The 22,906-nt window shown below is 35.5% G+C and carries 25 protein-coding genes and 1 riboswitch; of the genes, 14 read left to right on the top strand and 11 right to left on the bottom strand.

Going from position 1 to position 22,906, the window contains the following annotated elements:
• Positions 1-52: 52 nt before the first annotated feature.
• Positions 53-148 carry a YjcZ family sporulation protein gene (locus ACHZK0_RS19680; RefSeq protein WP_000510194.1) on the bottom strand — a complete coding sequence of 32 codons (96 nt, stop codon included), beginning with the start codon at positions 146-148 and terminating at the stop codon, positions 53-55.
• Positions 149-317: 169 nt separating this feature from the next.
• Here ACHZK0_RS19680 and scpA point away from each other — a divergent pair, with 169 nt between their 5' ends.
• The 6 genes from scpA to phnF all read left to right on the top strand — a co-directional run bounded on the left by scpA (position 318) and on the right by phnF (position 5,579).
• Positions 318-1,061: a segregation/condensation protein A gene (gene scpA, locus ACHZK0_RS19675; protein ID WP_061679113.1), complete on the top strand. Its 744-nt coding sequence runs from the start codon at positions 318-320 to the stop codon at positions 1,059-1,061.
• A gap of 159 nt (positions 1,062-1,220) precedes the next feature.
• Complete coding sequence (gene scpB, locus ACHZK0_RS19670; protein ID WP_262740647.1) at positions 1,221-1,793, top strand: segregation/condensation protein ScpB; 573 nt, start codon at positions 1,221-1,223, stop codon at positions 1,791-1,793.
• A 78-nt stretch (positions 1,794-1,871) separates the two neighbouring features.
• Positions 1,872-2,774: a ComEC/Rec2 family competence protein gene (locus tag ACHZK0_RS19665; protein WP_262740648.1), complete on the top strand. Its 903-nt coding sequence runs from the start codon at positions 1,872-1,874 to the stop codon at positions 2,772-2,774.
• 208 nt (positions 2,775-2,982) lie between these two features.
• On the top strand, positions 2,983-4,125 hold the full coding sequence (nagA, locus tag ACHZK0_RS19660) for an N-acetylglucosamine-6-phosphate deacetylase (protein ID WP_002107769.1): 1,143 nt from the start codon (positions 2,983-2,985) through the stop codon (positions 4,123-4,125).
• 4 nt (positions 4,126-4,129) lie between these two features.
• Positions 4,130-4,918 (top strand): glucosamine-6-phosphate deaminase, encoded by a 789-nt coding sequence (gene nagB, locus ACHZK0_RS19655; protein WP_001024205.1) that lies wholly within the window; start codon positions 4,130-4,132, stop codon positions 4,916-4,918.
• Positions 4,848-5,579, top strand: coding sequence for a phosphonate metabolism transcriptional regulator PhnF (gene phnF / locus ACHZK0_RS19650; protein ID WP_002194085.1), 732 nt, complete (start codon positions 4,848-4,850; stop codon positions 5,577-5,579). The genes nagB and phnF overlap by 71 nt, the downstream gene beginning before the upstream one ends.
• A 70-nt stretch (positions 5,580-5,649) precedes the next feature.
• Here phnF and ACHZK0_RS19645 read toward each other — a convergent pair whose 3' ends face one another.
• A complete protein-coding gene (locus ACHZK0_RS19645; protein WP_270340026.1) occupies positions 5,650-6,456 on the bottom strand; it encodes an HAD family hydrolase in 807 nt (268 codons plus the stop codon).
• Positions 6,457-6,621: 165 nt separating this feature from the next.
• Between ACHZK0_RS19645 and glcT the strand changes: the two genes are divergently transcribed.
• The 4 genes from glcT (at position 6,622) to ptsP (ending at position 11,985) form a co-directional block, all read left to right on the top strand.
• Entirely contained in the window at positions 6,622-7,470 is an 849-nt protein-coding gene (glcT, locus tag ACHZK0_RS19640; protein ID WP_242253856.1) for a glucose PTS transporter transcription antiterminator GlcT, read from the top strand.
• 339 nt (positions 7,471-7,809) lie between these two features.
• Positions 7,810-9,873 carry a PTS glucose transporter subunit IIABC gene (gene ptsG / locus ACHZK0_RS19635; RefSeq protein WP_270605911.1) on the top strand — a complete coding sequence of 688 codons (2,064 nt, stop codon included), beginning with the start codon at positions 7,810-7,812 and terminating at the stop codon, positions 9,871-9,873.
• A gap of 136 nt (positions 9,874-10,009) precedes the next feature.
• Entirely contained in the window at positions 10,010-10,273 is a 264-nt protein-coding gene (gene ptsH, locus ACHZK0_RS19630) for a phosphocarrier protein HPr (RefSeq protein WP_000411080.1), read from the top strand.
• A complete protein-coding gene (gene ptsP / locus ACHZK0_RS19625) occupies positions 10,273-11,985 on the top strand; it encodes a phosphoenolpyruvate--protein phosphotransferase (RefSeq protein ID WP_000174214.1) in 1,713 nt (570 codons plus the stop codon). Before ptsH ends, ptsP begins: the two co-directional genes overlap by 1 nt.
• A 97-nt stretch (positions 11,986-12,082) precedes the next feature.
• On the opposite strand, the gene ACHZK0_RS19620 is transcribed toward ptsP, so the two are convergent.
• From ACHZK0_RS19620 to ACHZK0_RS19610, 3 genes are all read right to left on the bottom strand, one after another.
• Complete coding sequence (locus ACHZK0_RS19620; protein WP_270605912.1) at positions 12,083-12,448, bottom strand: DUF3915 domain-containing protein; 366 nt, start codon at positions 12,446-12,448, stop codon at positions 12,083-12,085.
• 196 nt (positions 12,449-12,644) lie between these two features.
• On the bottom strand, positions 12,645-12,863 hold the full coding sequence (locus ACHZK0_RS19615) for a hypothetical protein (protein WP_000100490.1): 219 nt from the start codon (positions 12,861-12,863) through the stop codon (positions 12,645-12,647).
• 290 nt (positions 12,864-13,153) lie between these two features.
• Positions 13,154-13,771, bottom strand: a complete 618-nt coding sequence (locus ACHZK0_RS19610) for a nitroreductase family protein (RefSeq protein WP_063260901.1) — start codon at positions 13,769-13,771, stop codon at positions 13,154-13,156.
• A 331-nt stretch (positions 13,772-14,102) separates the two neighbouring features.
• Here ACHZK0_RS19610 and ACHZK0_RS19605 point away from each other — a divergent pair, with 331 nt between their 5' ends.
• The 4 genes from ACHZK0_RS19605 to ACHZK0_RS19590 all read left to right on the top strand — a co-directional run bounded on the left by ACHZK0_RS19605 (position 14,103) and on the right by ACHZK0_RS19590 (position 17,843).
• Positions 14,103-15,395: a GGDEF domain-containing protein gene (locus ACHZK0_RS19605; RefSeq protein WP_048546224.1), complete on the top strand. Its 1,293-nt coding sequence runs from the start codon at positions 14,103-14,105 to the stop codon at positions 15,393-15,395.
• 90 nt (positions 15,396-15,485) lie between these two features.
• Complete coding sequence (locus ACHZK0_RS19600) at positions 15,486-16,622, top strand: serine hydrolase domain-containing protein (RefSeq protein ID WP_270605913.1); 1,137 nt, start codon at positions 15,486-15,488, stop codon at positions 16,620-16,622.
• A 4-nt stretch (positions 16,623-16,626) separates the two neighbouring features.
• On the top strand, positions 16,627-17,505 hold the full coding sequence (locus ACHZK0_RS19595) for an NAD(P)-dependent oxidoreductase (RefSeq protein WP_262740652.1): 879 nt from the start codon (positions 16,627-16,629) through the stop codon (positions 17,503-17,505).
• 5 nt (positions 17,506-17,510) lie between these two features.
• Positions 17,511-17,843 (top strand): DUF3909 family protein, encoded by a 333-nt coding sequence (locus tag ACHZK0_RS19590; protein WP_097816943.1) that lies wholly within the window; start codon positions 17,511-17,513, stop codon positions 17,841-17,843.
• Positions 17,844-17,885: 42 nt separating this feature from the next.
• Here the strand turns inward: ACHZK0_RS19590 and ACHZK0_RS19585 are convergent, their stop codons facing one another.
• From ACHZK0_RS19585 to ACHZK0_RS19560, 6 genes are all read right to left on the bottom strand, one after another.
• Positions 17,886-18,161 carry a hypothetical protein gene (locus ACHZK0_RS19585; protein WP_000054671.1) on the bottom strand — a complete coding sequence of 92 codons (276 nt, stop codon included), beginning with the start codon at positions 18,159-18,161 and terminating at the stop codon, positions 17,886-17,888.
• Between the two features lie 306 nt (positions 18,162-18,467).
• The gene (locus ACHZK0_RS19580; RefSeq protein WP_270605915.1) at positions 18,468-18,980 is read right to left on the bottom strand and encodes a 1,2-dihydroxy-3-keto-5-methylthiopentene dioxygenase; all 513 of its coding nucleotides are present in this window, start codon (positions 18,978-18,980) and stop codon (positions 18,468-18,470) included.
• Positions 18,958-19,596 carry a methylthioribulose 1-phosphate dehydratase gene (locus tag ACHZK0_RS19575; protein ID WP_262740654.1) on the bottom strand — a complete coding sequence of 213 codons (639 nt, stop codon included), beginning with the start codon at positions 19,594-19,596 and terminating at the stop codon, positions 18,958-18,960. Before ACHZK0_RS19575 ends, ACHZK0_RS19580 begins: the two co-directional genes overlap by 23 nt.
• Positions 19,593-20,252: a 2-hydroxy-3-keto-5-methylthiopentenyl-1-phosphate phosphatase gene (locus ACHZK0_RS19570; protein ID WP_262740655.1), complete on the bottom strand. Its 660-nt coding sequence runs from the start codon at positions 20,250-20,252 to the stop codon at positions 19,593-19,595. The genes ACHZK0_RS19575 and ACHZK0_RS19570 overlap by 4 nt, the downstream gene beginning before the upstream one ends.
• On the bottom strand, positions 20,249-21,493 hold the full coding sequence (gene mtnW, locus ACHZK0_RS19565) for a 2,3-diketo-5-methylthiopentyl-1-phosphate enolase (protein ID WP_262740656.1): 1,245 nt from the start codon (positions 21,491-21,493) through the stop codon (positions 20,249-20,251). The genes ACHZK0_RS19570 and mtnW overlap by 4 nt, the downstream gene beginning before the upstream one ends.
• A gap of 64 nt (positions 21,494-21,557) precedes the next feature.
• A riboswitch (SAM riboswitch) is annotated at positions 21,558-21,663 on the bottom strand.
• 64 nt (positions 21,664-21,727) lie between these two features.
• On the bottom strand, positions 21,728-22,906 hold the full coding sequence (locus ACHZK0_RS19560; RefSeq protein WP_262740657.1) for a pyridoxal phosphate-dependent aminotransferase: 1,179 nt from the start codon (positions 22,904-22,906) through the stop codon (positions 21,728-21,730).

Raw genomic sequence — 22,906 nt, 5'->3', positions numbered from 1 at the left:
AAATATGAACAATAAACGACTAGGGAAATTTCCCTAGCCGTTATTGTTCATATTAGCAGAAGCAAGCTGCCCCTACAATAATTAGTAAAATAAACAATACAACAAGTAATGCGAACCCACCGCTAAAACCGCAATCAACGTGACCCATAGTTTTTTGACCTCCTACATTGTTCTTACTACACTGTTATCATATGAAGCGATGGGCATGATGACATAGGCATCGGTCTATTTTTAATTAAATTTCTTAAAAAGGTTGGATAGAACATGAGTATGCTCTATACTTATGATGTTATAGAAAAAATGTGGTGGGATGCTTTGTGCAGTATAATTTTAAAGTAGAGGCTTTTGAAGGGCCTTTAGATTTATTGTTACATTTAATACATCGTTATGAAATTGACATATATAATATTCCTGTAGCGGAAATTACAGAGCAATATTTATCTTATGTTCATACGATGAAAGAACTACAATTAGATGTTGCAAGTGAGTATTTAGTAATGGCTGCGACTTTATTACAAATTAAAAGTAAAATGTTGTTGCCGAAACACGAAGAAGATGTACTTGATAACGGTGATGACTTTATAGATGATCCTCGTCAAGAATTGATGGAGAGGTTAATTGAATATAAGAAATATAAGCAAGTTGCTACTGAACTAAAAGAAAGAGAACTAGAAAGAGCACAGCTATATACACGTCCGCCAATTGATTTTACATCATTGCAACAAGAAGAGGAGACAAACTTGCCTCTTGATGTTACGTTATATGATATGCTAGCGGCATTTCAAAAATTAATGCGCCGTAAAAAAGCAAAGAAACCAGTAACAACACGTATTACTCGTCAAGAAATACCAATTTCACAGCGCATGACTGATATTTTAAAGCAGTTAGAAATACAAGGTGGTCGTCAAAGTTTTTATGATTTGTTTGTTGATGATGAACGGGAAATAATGGTTGTAACATTTTTAGCGGTTCTTGAGCTTATGAAAAATCAACAAATTATAATTGAACAAGAACATAATTTTGATGAAATTTTCGTATCAAGCTCTACTAAATCTGCATAGAGTTAGTATGGTAAATGAGATAGAAATAGTTATATCTCATGCTAGGTTTGAATGTATCGTTTGGAACAAGAGAAAAAATATTGAACCGAACGCATGAATTGTGATTCGGTTTTTTGATGTGTATTTTTATGGGAAAAATAGGAGGAAGGAGCTCGTAAAATGGATAGAGCAGAACAGAAATCAATCATTGAAGGGCTTTTATTTGTGTCTGGTGATGAAGGAATTTATCCAGAACAAATAGCGAAAGTCCTTGAAATTGAAGGAAATGAAGTAATCGATATTTTAGAAGAAATGCAAAAAGAATGTGAAGGTGTACACCGCGGCTTGCAAATTGTACAGTATGCAAAAGTATATCGTTTTGCTACAAAGAAAGAACATGCTTCATACTATCAAAAATTAATAGATATTCCAACAGCTGCTTCACTCTCTCAGGCTGCTCTAGAAACGTTAGCGATTGTGGCATATCGTCAACCGATTACAAGGACTGAAATGGAAGAGATTAGAGGCGTAAAAACCGATAAGGCGTTACAAACGTTAGTTTCACACTTACTTATAAAAGAAATGGGAAGAGCAGAAGGGCCCGGGCGTCCTATTTTATATGGAACAACGAAAGAATTTTTAGATACATTTGGACTGAAAACATTAGATGATTTACCGGCACTTTCTGAAGAGAATGAACAAATGAATGAAGCAGATTTATTCTTTGGTTCTTTACAGGAGATATCGAAATAAAAGCTTAGCATTTTGCTAAGCTTTTTTTGTATATCAATTTTATACCGTGCCATACTAATTGAAAAAAGGAGACGAGTTATGAGAAGTATGCGAAGTATCTTATTGCTAATTTCTGTTTTGTTATGCTTTTCTTTAAATAGTACATCGGCCAAAAGATATATGATGTCTATTCATACCGCGTCTCCTTTACATACGCAGCGGCAACATTTTGGTAAAATGAAAGTGAGTTTTTTAAAAGTTGGCCAAGGTGATGCAACACTTATTACATTGCCAAATGGACAAACGATGTTAATTGACGGGGGACCTTATGAAGCCGGTGAGGTTATCATTCAAAAACTAATCGAAAAAGGGATTAATCATTTAGATGTTATCGTCAGTACGCATCCTGATATGGATCACATTGGAGGATTGATTCCGATTGTCGAGCAAATGCCGGTATCACTTATATTAGATAGTGGAAAGACCTATAGTTCTTTTACGTATCACACATACCGGAATCATATTAAAAAAAGAGGAATTCCTTTCGTTTCAGTAAAAGAGGGACAATACATACCACTAGATCCGCATGTTTCCATACAAGTATTAAACAATGGGAAATCAAAAGATGAAAATAATGAATCTTCAATTGTGTTAAAGGTACGATACGGAAAAGCGGATTTTTTACTAATGGGTGACGCTGATGTGCGGACGGAAACGGAAATATTAAAGCAATTTGATGTACATGCAGATGTGTTAAAGGTGGGACATCATGGCTCATATACTTCAACAAGTGAAATGTTTCTTAAGAAAGTAGAGCCGCAGTTCGCAATTCTTTCATATGGAAGCAGAAATCCGTATGGGCATCCGCACCAAAGTGTAGTGAGACGCTTAAACAGACATGGTATAATGATATATGGAACAAATAAACATACAGTAGAAATGGAAACAGACGGCGAGCATATTACAATAGGCACTAGTGGATTAATGCCGTTACTTAAATGAGTAATAGGATACGAGGATATTCTCCCTTTTTGGAAAACTGAATAACATATATTATAATTGAGAGAGACGCAGCAAGTGTCCTTTTTGTTAAACAAAAAGGAAATTTCATTCGAATGTCTAGACAACTACTCGTGCATATATTAAGATGGAATTAGGCGAATAAGGTAATAATAACAAGTAGGTATTTCATGGGAAAGGATCGATGAAAATGAAAACGCAAGTTGTCATCAATGCCAAAATTTATACAGGTCAAGAAGTAGTGGAAAACGGATTTATTCGTTACGCAGAAACAATTAAAGAAATTGGTTTGATGGCTCAATATGTATCACAAGAAAATGAAGCGGTTTTAGATGCGGCAGGTAAAATTGTGATTCCAGGTATGATCGATGTTCATATTCATGGTGGATACGATATTGATGCGATGGATGCAAATAGCGATGGATTAGTAACTCTAGGTAAAGAAATGTTAAAAGAAGGAGTTACAACTTACTTCCCAACAACAATGACACAAGCTCCAGAAGCAATCGAAGCAGCACTACATGCTGCGAAGGAAGCGAAAGAAAAAGGAGCACATTTCGAATATATTCACTTAGAAGGACCGTATGTTTCAAAAAAACGTGCAGGTGCACAACCACTTGAACATATTGTTCCTGCGAATATTGAGCAATTTAAACAATGGCAGGAAGCAAGCGGGAATCTCATTAAATTAGTAACATATGCACCTGAAGAAGAAGGTGCGTTAGAGTTTGAGCAGTATCTTGCTGAAACTGGTGTTGTTGGCACAATGGGACATACAGATGCAATTGATGCGCAACTAAAAAATAGAAACATTACACATGCAACGCATTTATACAATCAAATGCGTGGATTACATCACCGTGAACCAGGGGTTGTTGGTCATGTGTTATTAAATCCAGATGTAATGGTTGAAGTAATTACAGATGGTATTCACATTCACCCTGATATGGTGAAATTAGCATATAAATTAAAAGGACCGAAAAAAGTAAGTGTTATTACTGACGCAATGCGTGCAAAAGGTCTTGAAGATGGATTATATGAGCTTGGCGGACAGCCAGTACATGTAAAAGATGGTAGTGCTCGATTAGAAGATGGAACGTTAGCTGGTAGTATTCTAAAAATGGATCAAGCTTTCCGAAATGTAATTGAATTTACAGGTTGTTCAATCGAAGATGCAGTACTAATGACATCAGTTAACCAAGCAGAAGAGTTTGGATTAAATCATAAAGGTGCATTAGCGGTAGGCAAAGATGCAGACTTTGTTGTGATGAATGAAGATTTACATGTATATGATACGGTTCGTTTAGGAATTCATATGAAGGAAGGGAAGTAATTAAATGAATATTCTTGTTGTAAAAACTCCAGAAGAACTAGCAGAAGCAGGTTATAAATTAATTGAAGAAGTTGTAAAAACAAAAGAAAATCCAACATTAGGAATGGCTACAGGAAGCTCTCCATTAGGTATTTATGCAGAAATGCGAAAAAATAAACTTGATACAAGCCGTGTAACCACTGTAAACTTAGATGAGTACGTAAATTTACCACATGAAGATAAAAACAGCTATCACTATTTTATGCAAGAACAGTTGTTTGATCATCTTCCATTTAAACAAACTTATGTACCAAACGGGATGGCAAGTGATTTAGAGGAAGAGTGCAAGCGTTACGAGGGCATTCTAGCTGCTAACCCAGTTGACCTACAGATTCTTGGAATCGGTGAAAACGGTCACATCGGATTTAACGAACCAGGAACACTGTTTAATTCTCCAACAAACATTGTTGAATTAACAGAATCTACACGCCAAGCAAACCTTCGCTTCTTCGAAAAAGAAGAAGATGTGCCAACTCATGCGATTACAATGGGAATCGGAAGCATTATGAAAGCGAAACAAATTCTACTTGTTGCTATGGGTTCTAAAAAGGCAGAAGCTGTTAAAGAATTATTGCAAGGTGAATATAGTGAAGCGTGTCCTGCTACAGTTTTACAACGTCATCCGAATGTAACCGTAATCGCTGATCAAGAAGCTCTATCTTTATGCAGTGAGGCGATTGCTGATGAACATCGACAAGTATTCACCATTTCCGATCTATTATCAGATTCAAGAGTGGGTGAAACAGCTAATTGAGGACGGCGAATGGAAGCCGGGAGATAAAATCCCATCTGAGAATGAACTTTGCGATAAGTTCGAAGTGAGTCGTATGACAATCAGACAGGCGATTAATAATTTAGTGGAACAAGGTTATTTATATCGGAAACGTGGAATCGGTACGTTTGTCCAACTTCCGAAAGTGGAACAAAAATTGCAAGGAATGACGGGATTCACAGAAGATATGATTTCTCGTGGGATGAACCCAAGTAGTCAATTACTTAGTTTCCGCCTAGTTCCAGCTACTGCGAAAATCGCAGACCGGTTGAGAATACAGGAGGGAGAGTCGGTTTATGAAGTGAGGCGTATTCGCTTAGCTGATGATGAACCGATTGCTTTTGAGACGACATATTTGTCGCCAGCTCTTGTAAAAGATATTAACGAAGAAATATTGCAACAATCTTTATATGAACATTTAGAGAAGAAACTGGGCTTTAAACTTGTTAGCGCTACTCAATCAATTGAAGCTTCAATTGCAACGGATAATGAAGCGGAACATCTGCATATTCCTAAAAAGGCGCCAGTGCTTGTAATGCGTCAATGGTCATATTCAGAAGGTGAAGTACCGTTAGAGTATGTGAAATGTATTTATCGTGGGGATCGTTATAAGTTTATTACAAACATCGCACGTAACAAATAATATATTTCAGTTCGTGAAGTACAGTTAATGTCAAATTGTTTAACATGTAAAGAAAAAATACGACTCATCCTTACAAGGAGTGAGTCGTATTTTTATTATGAGCAATTACTTGGTTAACAGCATCTTTAACTGTATTTACTACATAGTGAGCGTGTTCTTTTACTGCTTCATCTGCTTGAGACATAGCAAAACTGTGAGGAGTTAAAGAAAACATTGGGATATCATTATAAGAATCCCCTATGCAAGCAACTTCATCTGGTTGTATTTGAAACTCTTTTAATAAAACAGAAATAGCAGCCCCTTTACTAATATTAGGTGGCATTACATCTAAACATTGTTCTGCTGAAATGAATGTACTAACTTTTCCGTGGAATTTTTCATCAATTTTTTTCTGAAGGAGTTGTAAGCTTTCCTTTGTTCCACCGACAGAGATTTTATTTGGGAAAATTGTATCATCAATCTTCTGTAATAGATGCGGTTCTTCAACAGAAGTCATCGTGACTTGTTGTTCGAGCTCATGAATAAACGGTGTTTTCTCTTCAATGTAATAATTATGCTCATCACTTACATAACGAAAATAAGGATCTTCATTTGTCATTGCTAACAGATCAGGTAGAATACTTGAATCGAATGTTGCGGATAGTAGTTGCTCGTTTTCATGTGTGTACACGAAAACACCATTTACACTAATTCGATGGAAATTTGTATTTACAGCTTTCATTAAGTCTGCAATTTCATTATCAAGTCGGCCAGAAGCGAAACAAAGAATAACATTTTGCTCAGCAAGACTACGAAGTGCTACAAGATCCTGTTCGTCAATTAATCCTCCGTGTTGCATCATTGTACCATCGATATCACTTACAAACATTTTAATCATGTTGTTATCCCCTTTCTATGTACAGTTGCTCTTACATTATACGCATCATATATAAACATGTCTAAAAAATGAATTTTTATGAAATGGTAGATGTTTTACATTGACGACAAAGAAGAATGTTCTGTAACATAAAAGCAGGCTATTTAAGTACGAGGGTGGTGTTATATGAATAATTATCTAGAAATTAAAAAAGTTTTAAATAATAATGTCATCATTGCTAGCCATCCTGAACACGAGGAAGTAGTAGTGATTGGTAAAGGAATTGGATTTGGGAAAAAAGCGAAAGACGTATTGGAGCAAGAACAAATTGAGAAAATGTTTGTTTTAAAAAATGAACGTGATCGTGAACAATACAAACTGTTAGTGCCGCATATAAGTGAAAAATTAATTGAATTAATGAATGATATTATGTTCTACATTCAAGAAAAAGCAAAATCACCATTGAATGAACATATTCATATCGCTTTAACAGATCATATTTCTTTTGCAATTAAGAGATTAAAACAAGGACTTACAATTGATAATCCTTTTTTAGTTGAAACGAAAATGCTCTATCCAGAGGAATATGAAATTGCTGAAGGTGTTGTAGACCTTTTAAATTCTCGTTTGCAAATTATATTGCCAGAAGGAGAAATTGGGTTCATTGCACTCCATATTTACAGTTCACTTACAAATTCAGATTTATCTTCAGTTAATCAAAACTCCCGTCTTATTGCACAGCTTGTATCTTTAATTGAGACAAACTTACAAATTACATTAGACCAAGAAAGTATCCACTACTTACGCCTTATCCGTCATTTACAATATGCTATTGAACGGGTGAAAAAAGGGGAGAAAGTAGAGGAATCACAAAGCTTTGCTGATTTATTAAAGGCGGAATATCCCGTCTGTTATAATTTAGCTTGGAAGCTAGTAAAGGTCATGCAAAAAGAATTGCAACTTCCTGTGTATGAAGCAGAGAGCATATATTTAACGATGCACCTGCAGCGCTTAGTGAAAGCAGAGCATGTGTAAAAAGACATATATTTTTGTCTAAAATGAAAACGTTAAAAAAAATCATTGAATCGCTTACAATAGTTATGTATAATAACTAATGCAAAGTTATACAAATTTCGACAAACACATTAAGGTAAGTAACGAAAACGTTTGCCTTAATTATAGTGAACTTATAAGTAATCCTATTTTTGACACGTGTTACTGATTCGATCAGGCATGAGTGGAGAAAAGTAAGGAATGTAAGCTTGAGAAAGGGATATACTACCCTTTGTATAGCTATCGTTCTATCTTTTTTTCCTCATGTCTTTTTGGCGTTTGTCGGAAGGTATCAATATAGATAAGAGAGGAAGGGTTTCCATGTTTAAGAAGATCTTTGGTGTTCTTCAAAAAGTCGGAAAAGCGTTAATGCTTCCAGTAGCGATTTTACCGGCAGCAGGTATTTTACTTGGATTTGGTAATGCATTTCAAAATCCACAGTTAACAAATGTTATTCCTGCTTTAAAAGCAGATTGGTTCGTAATGGTAGCAAAAATTATGGAACAATCTGGTGATATTATTTTCGCTAACCTTGCATTATTATTCGCAGTTGGGGTAGCAATTGGTTTAGCTGGTGGAGACGGAGTAGCTGGATTAGCAGCATTCGTCGGCTACTTAATTATGAACAAAACGATGAGTGTGTTCTTAGAAGTAGATAAGCTAGTGAAAGTAACAAGTTCTGGAGCAGATCCAGTAAAAATTGGATTTGCTGATCCAGCATATGCAAACGTATTAGGAATTCCAACGCTACAAACGGGAGTATTTGGTGGTATTATCGTCGGTATAGTAGCCGCATATTGCTACAATAAATACTTCAACATTGAATTACCATCATACTTAGGTTTCTTCGCAGGTAAGCGTTTCGTACCGATCGCAACTGCAACGTTCTCTTTAGTAGTAGGTATTATCATGTGTTTCGTTTGGCCATACATTCAAGGTGGCTTAAATACGTTCTCACATCAAATGATTGATGCAAATAGAACAGTAGCAGCATTCATATTCGGTTTAATTGAACGTTCATTAATTCCATTTGGATTACATCACATTTTCTATTCACCGTTCTGGTTCGAATTCGGTCAGTACACAAATGCAGCTGGCGAATTAATCCGTGGTGATCAAAAAATCTTTATGGCACAGTTAAAAGACGGTGTAGAATTAACAGCAGGTACATTTACAACTGGTAAGTATCCGTTCATGATGTTCGGTCTTCCAGCAGCAGCATTAGCAATGTACCATGAAGCACGTCCAGAAAATAAAAAATTAGCAGCTGGTATTTTAGGTTCTGCTGCATTAACATCTTTCTTAACAGGTATTACAGAACCACTTGAATTTTCATTCTTATTCGTAGCACCAGTACTATTCGGAATTCATGCCGTATTCGCTGGTCTATCATTTATGACAATGCAAATTTTAGGTGTTAAAATTGGTATGACATTCTCTGGTGGTTTAATCGACTTTATGTTATTCGGGGTACTACCAGGCCGTACAGCATGGTGGTGGGTAATTATTGTTGGTCTTGTGCTAGCAGTTATTTACTACTTCGGATTCCGCTTTGCAATCCGTAAATGGGATTTAAAAACACCTGGTCGTGAAGTAGCAAATGCGAATGACGGTGCAGGAAAAACTGAAGCGGGTGAACTTCCTCGTGAAGTATTAGTGGCACTTGGTGGTAAAGAAAACATTGCTTCTTTAGACGCTTGTATTACTCGTTTACGTGTTCAAGTTAACGAACAAAAGAACGTAAACAAAGATCGCTTAAAAGAGCTTGGAGCAGCTGGTGTACTTGAAGTAGGAAATAACATTCAAGCTATTTTCGGACCGAAATCTGACACATTAAAATCACAAATTCATGATATTATGTCAGGTCGTACACCTCATGTTGAAAAAGAAGAGCCTGTAAAAGTAGAAGAAGCTCCTCAGCAAGTTGATGAAAACGAAACAATCGTTTCACCAATTGAAGGGAAAATCTTACCGATTACAGAAGTACCTGATCAAGTATTCTCAGGAAAAATGATGGGAGACGGATTTGCAATCGAGCCAACAGAAGGAACAGTAGTTTCTCCAGTTAATGGTGAGATTGTCAATGTATTCCCTACAAAGCATGCAATTGGCATTCAATCTGAAGGCGGAAAAGAAATTTTAATCCACTTCGGTATTGATACTGTAAAATTAAATGGTGAAGGTTTTGAAGCACTGGTAGCACAAGGCGACAAAGTGAAACAAGGACAACCATTATTAAAAGTAGATCTTGCATTTGTAAAAGAAAATGCACCATCTATCATTACACCAATTGTCTTTACGAATTTACAACAAGGACAACAAGTCGAATTGAAAAAAGATGGAAATGTTAAGAAGGGCGAAAACGCTATTATTGACATTCAGTAGGAATTTGACGCAAAATGTTTATAATTATAATAGGCGATGTGGTTGACCGAACATCGCCTATTATATACAATAGATGATGTAGTACTCACGTCTATACAACTAAAAAAATACTGTAATTTAAAGGAGATAAATTATCATGGAAAAAATCTTTAAAGTAACTAGCGACTCAGGAATTCATGCTCGTCCAGCAACTCTACTTGTAAACACTGCAAGCAAATTTGGTTCTGACATTAACTTAGAGTATAACGGAAAAAACGTTAACTTAAAATCAATCATGGGCGTTATGTCTTTAGGCATTCAACAAAACGCAGAAATTAAAATCACTGCAAATGGTGATGATGCAGCTCAAGCACTAGCAGCTATCGAAGAAACTATGAAAAACGAAGGATTAGGAGAATAATGACTCTTAACATTCAAGGGATCGCTGCATCAAGTGGGATTGCTATTGCAAAGGCTTTCAGACTTGAGAATCCTGAATTTAACATTGAAAAGAAATCAATTACAAACGAAGCTGCTGAAATTGCACGCTTAGACGCTGCGCTTGAGAAAGCAAAAACTGAATTAGAAGCTATTAAGGACCACGCTTTTGCTGAGCTGGGTGCTGATAAAGCTGCGATCTTTGAAGCACATTTATTAGTGTTAAATGATCCAGAACTAGTAAACCCAGTAAAAGATAAAGTAAATAGCGAAAAAGTAAATGCTGAATTTGCAATGGATGAAGTTGCATCAATGTTTATTTCTATGTTTGAAAACATGGATAACGAATATATGAAAGAACGTGCTGCGGACATTCGAGACGTAACAAAACGCGTTCTTGCACATTTACTAGGAATTAACTTCTCAAACCCTGGTACAATTTCTGAAGAAGTAATCATCATTGCTGAAGATTTAACACCATCTGATACAGCTCAGTTAAACCGTAAGTATGCAAAAGGTTTTACAACTGATATTGGTGGACGTACATCTCACTCTGCAATTATGGCTCGTTCTATGGAAATTCCAGCTGTTGTTGGTACGAAAGTTGTTATGGAGAAAATCCAAAACGGCGATATCGTAATCATCGACGGTTTAGATGGAGAAGTAATTGTTAATCCATCAGAAGAAACTCTTCGTTCTTTTGAAGAAAAGAAAGCGAAATTTGAAGAGCAAAAAACTGAATGGGCAAAATTAAAAGACCAAGCTACTGTAACAAGTGATGGACATCACGTTGAGCTTGTTGCAAATATCGGAACACCAAATGATGTACAAGGTATTATCGATAATGGCGGAGAAGGCGTTGGTTTATACCGTACAGAATTCTTATACATGGGCCGTGACAATCTTCCAACAGAAGAAGAGCAGTTCGAAGCGTATAAAGCAGTTCTTGAAGGTGTAAAAGAAGGTCAACCTGTTGTTGTTCGTACACTTGATATCGGTGGAGATAAAGAGCTTCCATACTTACATTTACCAAAAGAAATGAACCCATTCTTAGGATACCGTGCAATTCGCTTATGTCTTGATGAGCAAGATGTGTTCCGTACACAACTTCGTGCATTACTTCGTGCTAGCGTATACGGTAACTTAAAAATTATGTTCCCAATGATTGCAACTCTTGATGAGTTCCGTCAAGCGAAAGCAATCTTATTAGAAGAGAAAGCGAAACTTGTAGAAGCGGGTACAACTGTTTCAGATTCTATTGAAGTGGGTATGATGGTTGAAATCCCAGCTTCAGCAGTATTAGCAGATCAATTCGCGAAAGAAGTTGATTTCTTCTCTATCGGAACAAATGACTTAATTCAATACACAATGGCTGCAGACCGTATGAACGAACAAGTAGCTTACTTATACCAACCGTATAACCCATCTATTTTACGTCTTGTAAAAATGGTTATCGATGCTGCTCATAAAGAAGGAAAATGGGCTGGTATGTGTGGTGAGATGGCGGGAGATTCACTTGCTATCCCATTATTATTAGGATTAGGTTTAGATGAGTTCAGCATGAGTGCAACATCTATTCTTCCTGCGAGAACACAACTAAGCAAGTTGTCAAAAGCAGAAATGGAAACATTAGCAGAAAAAGCATTAATGATGTCAACTGCTGAAGAAGTTGTTGAACTAGTTAAAAGCATATAATCAATAAAAAAACCTGAGTCGATTTGAAATCGGTCTCAGGTTTTTTCTATGAGAAAAGTAAATCTTATTTTTTTACTATAGAGGATAAGGAACAGAATTAGATAGCGATTGCAACGATATCAGTTGGGCATACACGTAAAATACCAGTAAAAGTATTTCGGTTTTGATTGTTCTTATCGTCTTTATTGTTATCTTTGTTATTGTTATTACGAGCTAAAGCAGAGAAAAGAGCAACACCGTTAGCGAAACCTTCAAAAATTACATTGTTGAATGTGCCGTTACCTCTAATGCTTAAAAGAGAAAGCTCTGTTCCAACTGAAATGTTAGCAAGTACGTTACATACAGCAGGTCGTTGTGGTCTAACTTCTTCTCTCTCTTTCTCGCGATGTTCGCGATGGTCACACTCTCTTTCACGATGATGACAGTCTCTAAAGTTATCACAGCATCCAAATGATCCAAACATAATCCTCATCACCCCCTTCACACTTATAATCTATGTAAGTTCGGTAGTGAGTGACTGGACAGAGAGTGGAATTTTTTCTAGGGGATTTTCTCATTTTAAATGACTAGCTGGGTGTTTATTACGGGATGATGTTTAAAATAGGATAGATATCACAAAAAAGTGTAAGGACCACCGGAATGAATGAAATAGGTAGCCTTTACACTTTTTTGCTTTTATATAAAACGATGATATATACAGGAAGAGCTAAGAGTAGTGGTGCAATGGATCTTGCAGTATGTTTTTCCGCTTCTAATTGAAACGCTTCTTCTTTTGGGAATTGTAACACTGATATGTTTGCAGCATCGCCAATAAAATATAACAGCAGTACAGTTACTATGTAGCTTAAAAGTGCGATAAAGCTTCCGTATGAACTCAATGAAAATCCCTCTCTTGTTATCTATTTGTTATCATTGTATCATAATTGTAACAAAAACACACGGTTATATTTCGCTGTTTTAACAAATTTCGACACGAAACGCCATTTGTATTTATGGAAATAGCATAAAATTTACTATTTCTTTATGTATAGATGTCGAATAATACATTGTAATATTACGGATGTGTGACAGAAGAAAAAGAAACGAAGGTAATGAAATTACCTTCGTTTCTTTTTTATCCCGTATTAACAGGCAGTAAGGCCCTCGCATTGGTTAAAGGTTCACTTTATTATTTTGCCCATTCACTCACTTGTTCTACGCTCATTCGTGGTGCAGGGTGGCCTTTTAAAGTTGATTCACCAATTGTAATAAGCATAATTGGTACGTAACGAGATGAAACATTGAATTCTTCTATAAGTGCTTGTGGGTTGAAACCACCAATAGCACAAGTATCCCAGCCAGTTGCTTTAGCCGCAAGCATAAGTTGCATTGCTGCTAAAGATGCATTTGAAAAGGCTGCATCTCTTGGGAATTGCTCACGAGCATATGCAGACTCAATATTTTTAGCTAAGCGCTCTTTAGCTTCTTCTTTCATAAATCCTTGTTCTACAATTGGACCATAAACTGGTTCAACGTTTTTATAAGCTTCTAAATCACCTAAAATAGCGACTACAGCAGAAGCATCAAGTATTTGTTGTTGGTTATAAGCAATTGGATGTAATCGTTTCTGTACATCTTCACCTTGGAATACGAGGAATTTCCAGTGCTGCAAGTTCCAAGCAGAAGGTGCTTGAGCAGCTCCCTTTAAAATCTCGTGTAACTCTGTAGATGAAATTTCTTTCTCAGGGTTGAATGCACGTGTAGATGTGCGTTCATATAGAACATCAAAAAAATTATCGTTTGTCATTATATATCCTCCAAATTACATATCAAATTATGAAAAAATACATGTAGCATATTCTACTTACATTTTGTAAGTTATCGAATTTAAGAATATAATATCTTTATTTTAATTGTCAAGTTTTAAAGCGGAAGCTAGGGCATTCATACAAACGATACAATTCCGATAATCATACACTAAAAAAGGAATTTATAGAGTGAAAAAGAAAAGAGAACATTCTCAATTAGCTTGTTAATATGTATCCCTCACTCATTAAAATTTTTTGAGAGCAGCCTTTTATAAAATGTTTGTGAGGAATTCAGTAGAACAAGATATATGAAGTGAGTGAAGACTAGTGATGAACATACTACATTTTTTATTAGAGAATACGGTTTTCCAAAATGTATTACAAGATCTTCAGTTAAATGTCCTTTATATAGAAAATGGATGTACACATCAACAAACGATAGAAAATATTCATCCAAAATGTATGTTTATAGCAAATAGTTTTGAAGAAGGAGAATTATTGTTTCAGAGGACTAAACCACATATTGTAATTATGTATGTAACAGATTTTTCTCAAATAAAATATATAAAGAATATGTATAATCCACAGAGTACATTTATTGTCATTTGGGATCAACAGATAACAAGCGAATTTGCAGAGGTGCTTACGTTAGGAATACGTAATATTGTAATAGCCCCTGTGACTCCACAAATGGTGTTAGAGGAAGTGAATAAGAGTTTGTATCAGCTTTCTTTAGTACGGCAAGTAAGTTTGCAACAAGAACTACTTCAAACGATGTTTGATTTTCAAAATGATCTATTATTTATAGTAGAAGACGATGAGATTGTTGATTGTAATACAAACTTTTTAGAGTTTTTCGGATATGAAAATTTGTTTGCCTATCGTGAGCAACATTTAGTATTTGCTGAACATTTTATTAGAGAAAATGGATACTATTCAACAACCCATGATATAACATGGTTAGATGATACATTATCATATGATAGAAGAATTAAGATGTCCAATTATGAAGGGGAAGTGTCAACTTTTTTATTGCGTGCGACACCACTGCCAGAAGATTTATCAAGATTTATTGTGAAGTGTACAGAGATTACAGAATTAGATGAAATCTATCAAGAGCAAGAAAGGCTTGCGATGATAGATTCGTTAACAGAGATTTATAATCGTTTGAAGTTCCAGCAAATACTAGAGGCAGAATGGGATAATGCAATGCGTAACGATGAAAAAATAGCACTCATTTTATTTGATATAGATAATTTTAAAACAGTAAATGACACGTATGGTCATGATTTTGGTGATTTAGCGCTAATTCAGCTTGCAGAGCTTATGAAATCTAAAGTGGAGCAGCAACATGTATTTGCAAGGTGGGGAGGAGAAGAATTTATTATATTAGTAACGAATACAGTAGAAAAAGAGGCATTTCAGGTTGCGGAATCATTACGATTTTTCATCGAAACAAAGCAATTCTCAGGAATTTCGAAATTAACAGCCAGTTTTGGAGTTGCATTATATGAACAAGGGATTACAAGAGAAGAATTAATGCAACGAGCGGATATTGCATTATATGAAGCGAAAAAAAATGGAAAAAATCAAGTATGTGTATATAGAAAAGAAAAAAAATAATTTTTCGCAACAAATTGTTGCGATTTTTTTTTATTGTTTGATAATAGAATGTGAGGGGGATTTTGAACGAAGGAATTATGGAGGAACAATATGATAAAAAAAATAATGACGATAGCTTTGCTGTCTGCTGTAGTTGGTGGTGGAGTATACTATTTTCTCTATAGTCCCAATATAAAGGAAAGCACTGTATTGGCAACTAAAGTGAATCCTACTATTGAATCAGAAGTACAAGAGAATATAGAAGAAAAAGAAGAACAACAAATTGATTATGCTAGTATATCTCAAAAGTTAGATCAATATTTAATAGGAAAGCAATTTAATGGAACAGTTTTAGTGACAGATAAAGAGCATGTTATATTGAATAAAGGATATGGGTATGCTGATGTTCAAAATAAGATAGAAAATACGCCTCAAACTAAATATCGTATCGGTTCTATTACGAAAACAGTCGTGGCCACATCTATTTTACAGCTGCAGGAACAAGGGAAGTTAAATATTCAAGACAATGTAAATAAATATATTCCCTCTTTTCCGGTAGATAAAAATATCACCTTATATCATTTGTTAACACACACATCAGGTTTACCAGAAAGCGGAAAAGGGAAAGTGAATGCCGCTTCTCGTATAAACTTAGTAAATTGGATTGGAAGTCAAAAATTAGAATTTCCACCAGGCACAGGTTGGAGATATACAGATTATAATTATATGGTGCTTGCCTATATTATAGAAAGCATATCAAAAAAACCTTTAGGAGATTACATAAAAGAAAATATATTTACTAAAGCAGAAATGCATGAATCTGGTATGGGAAATATGGCTCAGGGAGATCAGTATTTTGCTAAAGGATATGTAAAGAAAGAGAATGTACTTGAACCTGCACAAAAATTGTTAATGGAGTGGTTATACGGATGCGGTGAGATGTATACGACAGTTGGTGATATGAAGAAATTAGACGAAGCGATTATAAATGGGAAACTTCTTTCTGAACAAAGTATACAAGCGATGTTTTCACCTTCAACAGAACGAAAATATGCATTTAGTTTTTACATATATCCGGATTATTTTCATAATCATGGTGTACTATCTGGTTGGAACACTTTCAATAATTTTAATAAAGAAAAAGGCACTTTTGTTATTTTATTTTCAAATGTGAAAAATAGTATAGATGATGATTTTAATAATGAGTTTCGAAAGATGGTAAGTGATTTATTAGAACAAAGGGGATGAGAAAATGGAACGTAAAAATGTATCAATAGGTTTCATCGGTATTGGTGTAATGGGAAAAAGTATGGTGCGTCATTTAATGCAAGACGGTTATAAAGTATATGTATATAATAGAACAAAAGCGAAGACAGACTCGTTAGTGCAAGATGGTGCAAATTGGTGTGATACACCGAAAGAGTTAGTAAAACAAGTTGATGTTGTAATGACTATGGTTGGATATCCACATGATGTAGAAGAAGTATACTTTGGGATAGATGGAATTTTGGAGAATGCAAATGAAGGTACGATAGCAATTGATTTCACGACATCTACACCAACATTGGCAAAACGTATTAATGAAATTGGTAAAAGTAAGAATATATATACGTTAGATGCACCTGTATCTGGAGGAGACGTTGGTGCGAAAGAAGCAAGACTTGCAATTATGGTCGGTGGCGAGAAAGAAATATACGAAAAATGTTTACCTTTATTTAGAAATTTAGGAACGAATATTCAGTTGCAAGGGCCAGCTGGAAGTGGACAACATACAAAAATGTGCAATCAAATAGCGATTGCTTCAAATATGATTGGAGTATGTGAAGCTGTTGCTTATGCGAAAAAAGCTGGACTAGATCCAGATAAAGTATTAGAAAGTATTTCAACGGGAGCAGCAGGTAGCTGGTCATTGAGTAATTTAGCTCCTCGAATGTTAAAGGGAGATTTTGAACCAGGGTTTTATGTAAAGCATTTTATGAAAGATATGAAGATTGCTTTAGATGAGGCTGAAAAATTGCAATTACCAGTACCAGGTTTAAGTTTGGCGAAGGAATTGTATGAAGAGTTAATGAAAGATGGGGAAGAGAATAGTGGAACACAAGTGTTATACAAAAAGTACATAAGGGGGTAAATGAGATGGATCTTCAAAAATTTGATGAGATGATTGATACTGTACAACGAGCAACTTGTATACAAATTAATGAAAAACAAAAAGAAGCTTTTAAACAAAAATATGATTTTGAGCCGAAATTCGAATATGGAAGAGATGAAAAGGGGCATTATGTTATTCGATCTTCAAAAAAGATGTTAGAAGAAATGGAATTTTATTTGGCATTGAAATATGATCGAGATGGAGTTGATCTATATATGCAAGCTGAGATTGACGGTATATGTCACGTATCTGTTAGCTATAGTGAAGACGTCTTGCACCTACAAGAATTGTTTCAATTTCTAGAAGAAAATAAATAAAAGTCCTCATTTGAGGACTTTTATTTATTTTTAATTTTATAATTATAAGCTAGAAGCCCGGCGGCATCGTTCGATTGGGAATGGAATAACTTGTGCGATATGATTAGGACCGAATTGTTTTGCACGAGCATGGCGTACTATATAAAATGCACACAGAATTGAAACAGGAATAGCACCGAATAAGCCGAAAAATAAAGCGCTTACACAAGATGCGACAAAACCTAAAACACCAACTTCCAACTCTTCCATAATAGCTCCTAGAATAACAGGAAGTGCTCCACACGTAACCCCTAGTATAAGTGCGATAAGTAAACTCATGATTATCCCCCTCTGTTTGCGATATTCTTTTCCTTATTAGTTAATTGTAGTATATCATATACAAAACAGAATTTTCAGAAAAAATTCAAAAAAAGTTCAATAAATGTTCAAAAAGTGTTAAAAAATTCGCTTAAAAAATAGAAGGAGAGATTGCTTTTGAATAGAAGGACTCATATGTTTGAGAAAATAAAAAATCAGGCTTATTTCATTTTTTGAAATAAGCCTGTTCCATAGGAGGATGTATATATGTAGAGTGAATAAAAGGTTGGAAAAGGGGATCCAAGTCCTTTTATTCAACTAACTACCTTAATAAATTGGAACCCAGCCTTCAGTTGTAACAAAAATACGAATAGCTACAACTTGACGATCATCTTGCAAGGTAAAATAATGTCTTGCATTTTCAGGAACAGATATGAGATCGCCTGGCTCAAGTTCAACGTCAAAGAACTTTCCATCTTTTCCTTCAATGGCAAAGATGCCATGACCACTAACAATAAAGCGAACTTCATCATCAGTATGATGGTGTTCTTTTTGGAAATTAATTAATAATTCGTCAAGGTTAGGTGTGCTATTTGAAAGTGAAATTACATCATGTGCTTCATAACCTCGGCGCGCTGAAACATCAGCGATTTCTTTTGAAAACACAGCTAATATTTCAGCTTTGTTTTCATCTGTTAAAGAGTAATTTTCATTTAAATGAGTAGGAAGTTTAGAAATGTTCCATTTCTCATATAAAACGCCTTCCTCTTGTAGAAATTTATATACTTCCACTTCATTTTCAATGCGAGTATTTACTTCATGAATACGAATTTGCGCCATTAGAAACGCCTCCTTGAATTGATAATAGTTTTATATGAAATTGGAATAAAAACTCATAAGCTTCTAATCTTTTCTTTGCATCAAAGCTATCTCGGCCCCATACGGTAATACCGTGGTTACGGATTAATACTGCTCCCGAATCTCCTTGTATGTGCTCGCGGAAGTTTTCTCCAAGCGTTGGGATATGGGCATGGTTTTCGATAATAGGAATGTGAATGGTTGCGCCTTCTTCCCAAATATCGAGAGCCTTAATAATTTCTTGGTTTTGAAGGGTGACTGCATCACTATATAAGTTTGTAATGACATTATTATCAGTTGTATGAACATGAAGTACGCACCCGGCATTCGTATTGTTATAAATATGTGTATGTAATATTGTTTCTGCTGAAGGGCGTAATTCAGTCTCTAATACGGGAACCCCTAGATGATCTACTAATAGAAAATCATCTGGAGTAGTTTTTGTTTTATCTTTACCACTTGCTGTAATAAGAAAAGTAAGTGGCTCATGGCTAACCTTTATAGAAATATTACCACTCGTTGCTGGAAACCAATTTCGTATTGTTAACTCTTTTTTTATCTCGCTTAAGTCATACCATTGACGAAAAAGTTGTTTCATGATTTTACCTCCACCAAATGTTTTAATTCAGTTTGAACATCATGGAATGTTTCAAACGGTGTATAAGCAATATCATTCTCTTCACACTTTGTAATAAGGAAGTCACGAGCAAATACTTTATCTGCTTGTTTCGCAGCTTGTAAATCAGTAATTGAATCTCCAATCACAATATGGAAGTCATTCGTATCACTTAATTTACGGATTAACGATGATTTGCATAATCCGCAATGATTTTGACAATGGTGATCACAAGGATGAGGCCACTTAACGGTAATGAATTCACTTGAAAAGTCTGTTTCATTACAGTAAATTTGCTCTTTTGGAATGATTCCTTGTAAGAGTGGATAGACGAAGAAATCCATTCCACCTGATATAACGTAAAAAGAAATGTTGTTTTCATTTACAAATTGTATAAATTCATGAAAGCCACTACGGATTTCAGCAGTTTCTATTAAAAATTGAATCATATCATCGTGTAGACTAGTAGGTATTAATTGAAATAATTGAGAAACACCTTCTTGAATAGACAGCTCTTGTGATAAAATTCTATTCTTTACTTCTTCCGCTTCTGGTGGTGCAAATTTTTCCATAATGGACATAATGTTATCATTATTTGTAATCGTGCCATCGAAATCACAAAATACTTGAATACTCATAATCTCACCCCATGAGAAGGATTTCCCCATATTTGTAGTGCACTATGCAAATTTATGTCATCTACTTCATGGAGTGGTGTATTTTGCAAAGTAGCATCAATTGCAGTACGGAAAGCTTTACCGCCGCCTTGCGCCCCGCTTGGATGTCCATGTATCCCGCCGCCCGCATTAATAACAACATCTTTACCGAAATCTCGTAGAATAAAGGGAACGAAACCAGGGTGAATACCAGCAGACGGAACAGAAAAACTCTTCTTGAAAAATGGATCGTCTTCAGTTAAATATTTTGTGATAGCAAGAGCTTCCTCTTTTTCTAGTGCAACACTTCCGTATGGAGATGGGAATAATGAAAAGTCAGCCCCAGCATAACGTAATAGCTTTCCAAGTAATAATGGAGATGAAACGCCATATAACTTGGATGCTGAGTAAGCACCACTTACAGCAGGGTGTGCCATAATAGGAACTGGGATTTCATCATCTTCTGCTAGTGATTGTAGTACATCTAGTCCGTAAGCAAATACGTTAAATAATAGAATATCAGCCCCAGCTTGCACGGCGCGTTTCGCATTTTCTTTTAAATCAAAAGTTCGACCTGTTAAATTTACGGCATATAACGTTTTATGGCCGTATGTTTCATATACGGATTGTAAAACCTCTTTTCCAGATACAATGCGTTTCGTAAGTGGTGTTAATGTATTCTCAAATAATATTTCATCATCCTTTACGATATCTACACCACCAATTGCTTGATCACGTAATTGCGTTTTTAAATACCCAATATTTCGTCCAATCATTCCTTTAAAAATGCTCATTAAAAGGGGACGCTCATGTACTTGTAAAAGATTTCGAATACCATCTATCCCGAACTTTGGACCAGGGAAATACTTTTTTAACTCGTCTGAAAATGTTAAGTCAATTAATTTCACTTCACCATCAAGTGACAGTTTTCCGAATGTAGTTGTTAAAATTGCTGGTAAGTCTGGACTGAAGTTTAATAACGGATATTCGATTTTAATAATCCCGCGTTTAACTTTTTTACGTAAATACGAATTGGTATGTTCTTGTTCAGCTAATTCTTCAACATGAATGACGTTGCCTTTATGCTGTTTTAATTGTTCTTGCAGTAAGTGTGGCAAGTGAGTCCAAGAGCCAATTGTTAAACCGAGTGCAATTTGCTCGGCCTTTTTTTCTAAGTTATGTGAATCATCATGGATTAAATACGTTGCTATAATTCCGCTCATTGTTAAAACCTCCTAGTTAAATAAAAAAACCTCTCAGCTAAGGAGAGGTTTTTTTACAACCAGCTCCTTATCTGTCAGCATAACGCTGCGAGAATTAGCACCGTGTCTACAATTGTAGATCGGTTGCCGGGTTTCGTCGGGCTCGTCCCTCCACCTGCTCTTGATAAGAAGTATTTAGAAATGTTTAAATTTTTAAGATAACTGAATTTTGTCAGATATTTTTCGTGTTGTCAATTACTTTTTGAAAAAATTTAATTTATCAATTCGATTAATGGCTTCTCGTAATCTATCTTCTGTATGTAAGAGACCAACACGGACATACCCTTCGCCATGTTCACCAAATCCAACACCAGGGGCAACTGCAACGTGTGCTTTTTCTAGTAAAATATCAGAAAATTGCTCAGATGTATAACCTTCTGGTACAGGAAGCCATGCAAAGAATGATCCTGTTGGAATGTCTACATCCCAACCAATTGAGTGACAAGCTGAAATAAGGGCGTTTCTGCGAGATTCGTAACCATTTACAAGGTCTACGACGCAAGATTGTGAACTTAATAGTGCTTCACGGGCAGCATCTTGAACTGCACCAAAAATACTAACATACATATGATCTTGTAATAAGTTAATTGTTTCAATGACACTTGCATTTCCCACAGCAAAAGCAATACGCCATCCAGCCATATTGAAAGTTTTTGATAAAGTGTAAATTTCAATACCTATATCTTTAGCACCGTCTGCTTGCAAGAAACTAACAGGCTTTTGACCATCGAATCCAATCGCACCGTAAGCAAAATCATGAACGACTAATATATTATGTTCATTAGCAAAATGAATCGTTTCATCAAAGAAATCTTTTGATGCAGTAGCACCAGTAGGATTGTTTGGATAATTTAAAAACATTAACTTTGCACGTTCAGCGATAGTGTCATCAATTTTCGTATAATCTGGTAAAAAATTATTCTCTGCAAGTAGCGGCATTGTTTCAAAATGTGCTTTTGCTAAAGCAACCCCCGATAAATAATCTGGATATCCTGGATCTGGAACGAGAATGGTATCGCCAGGGTTTGTAAAACAAATTGGTAATTCTACTAATCCGGCCTTTCCGCCAAACAAAATAGCAACTTCTGTTTTTGGATTTAATTTTACGCCGTATTCACGATTATAGAATGTTGCCACAGCTTCTTTTAAACTTTCATGTCCACGAAATGGCGGATATTTATGATGAATGGCCTTTTCAGCAGCGTCTTGCAAAGCTTTTACGATATGCTGCGGTGTTGGTTGATCTGGATTACCTTGTCCTAGATTAATAACATCGTGACCTGCTGCAACGACTTTGTTAACTTTTGCAACAAGTGAAGCGAAAAATTGTGTTGGCAATGATGTTACTATCTCAGAAGGTTGAAATAATTTCAT

This window comes from Bacillus sp. 3G2 (assembly GCF_044324725.1).
Lineage (GTDB): Bacteria > Bacillota > Bacilli > Bacillales > Bacillaceae_G > Bacillus_A > Bacillus_A mobilis.
This window is presented reverse-complemented; position numbering and strand designations above follow the sequence as displayed.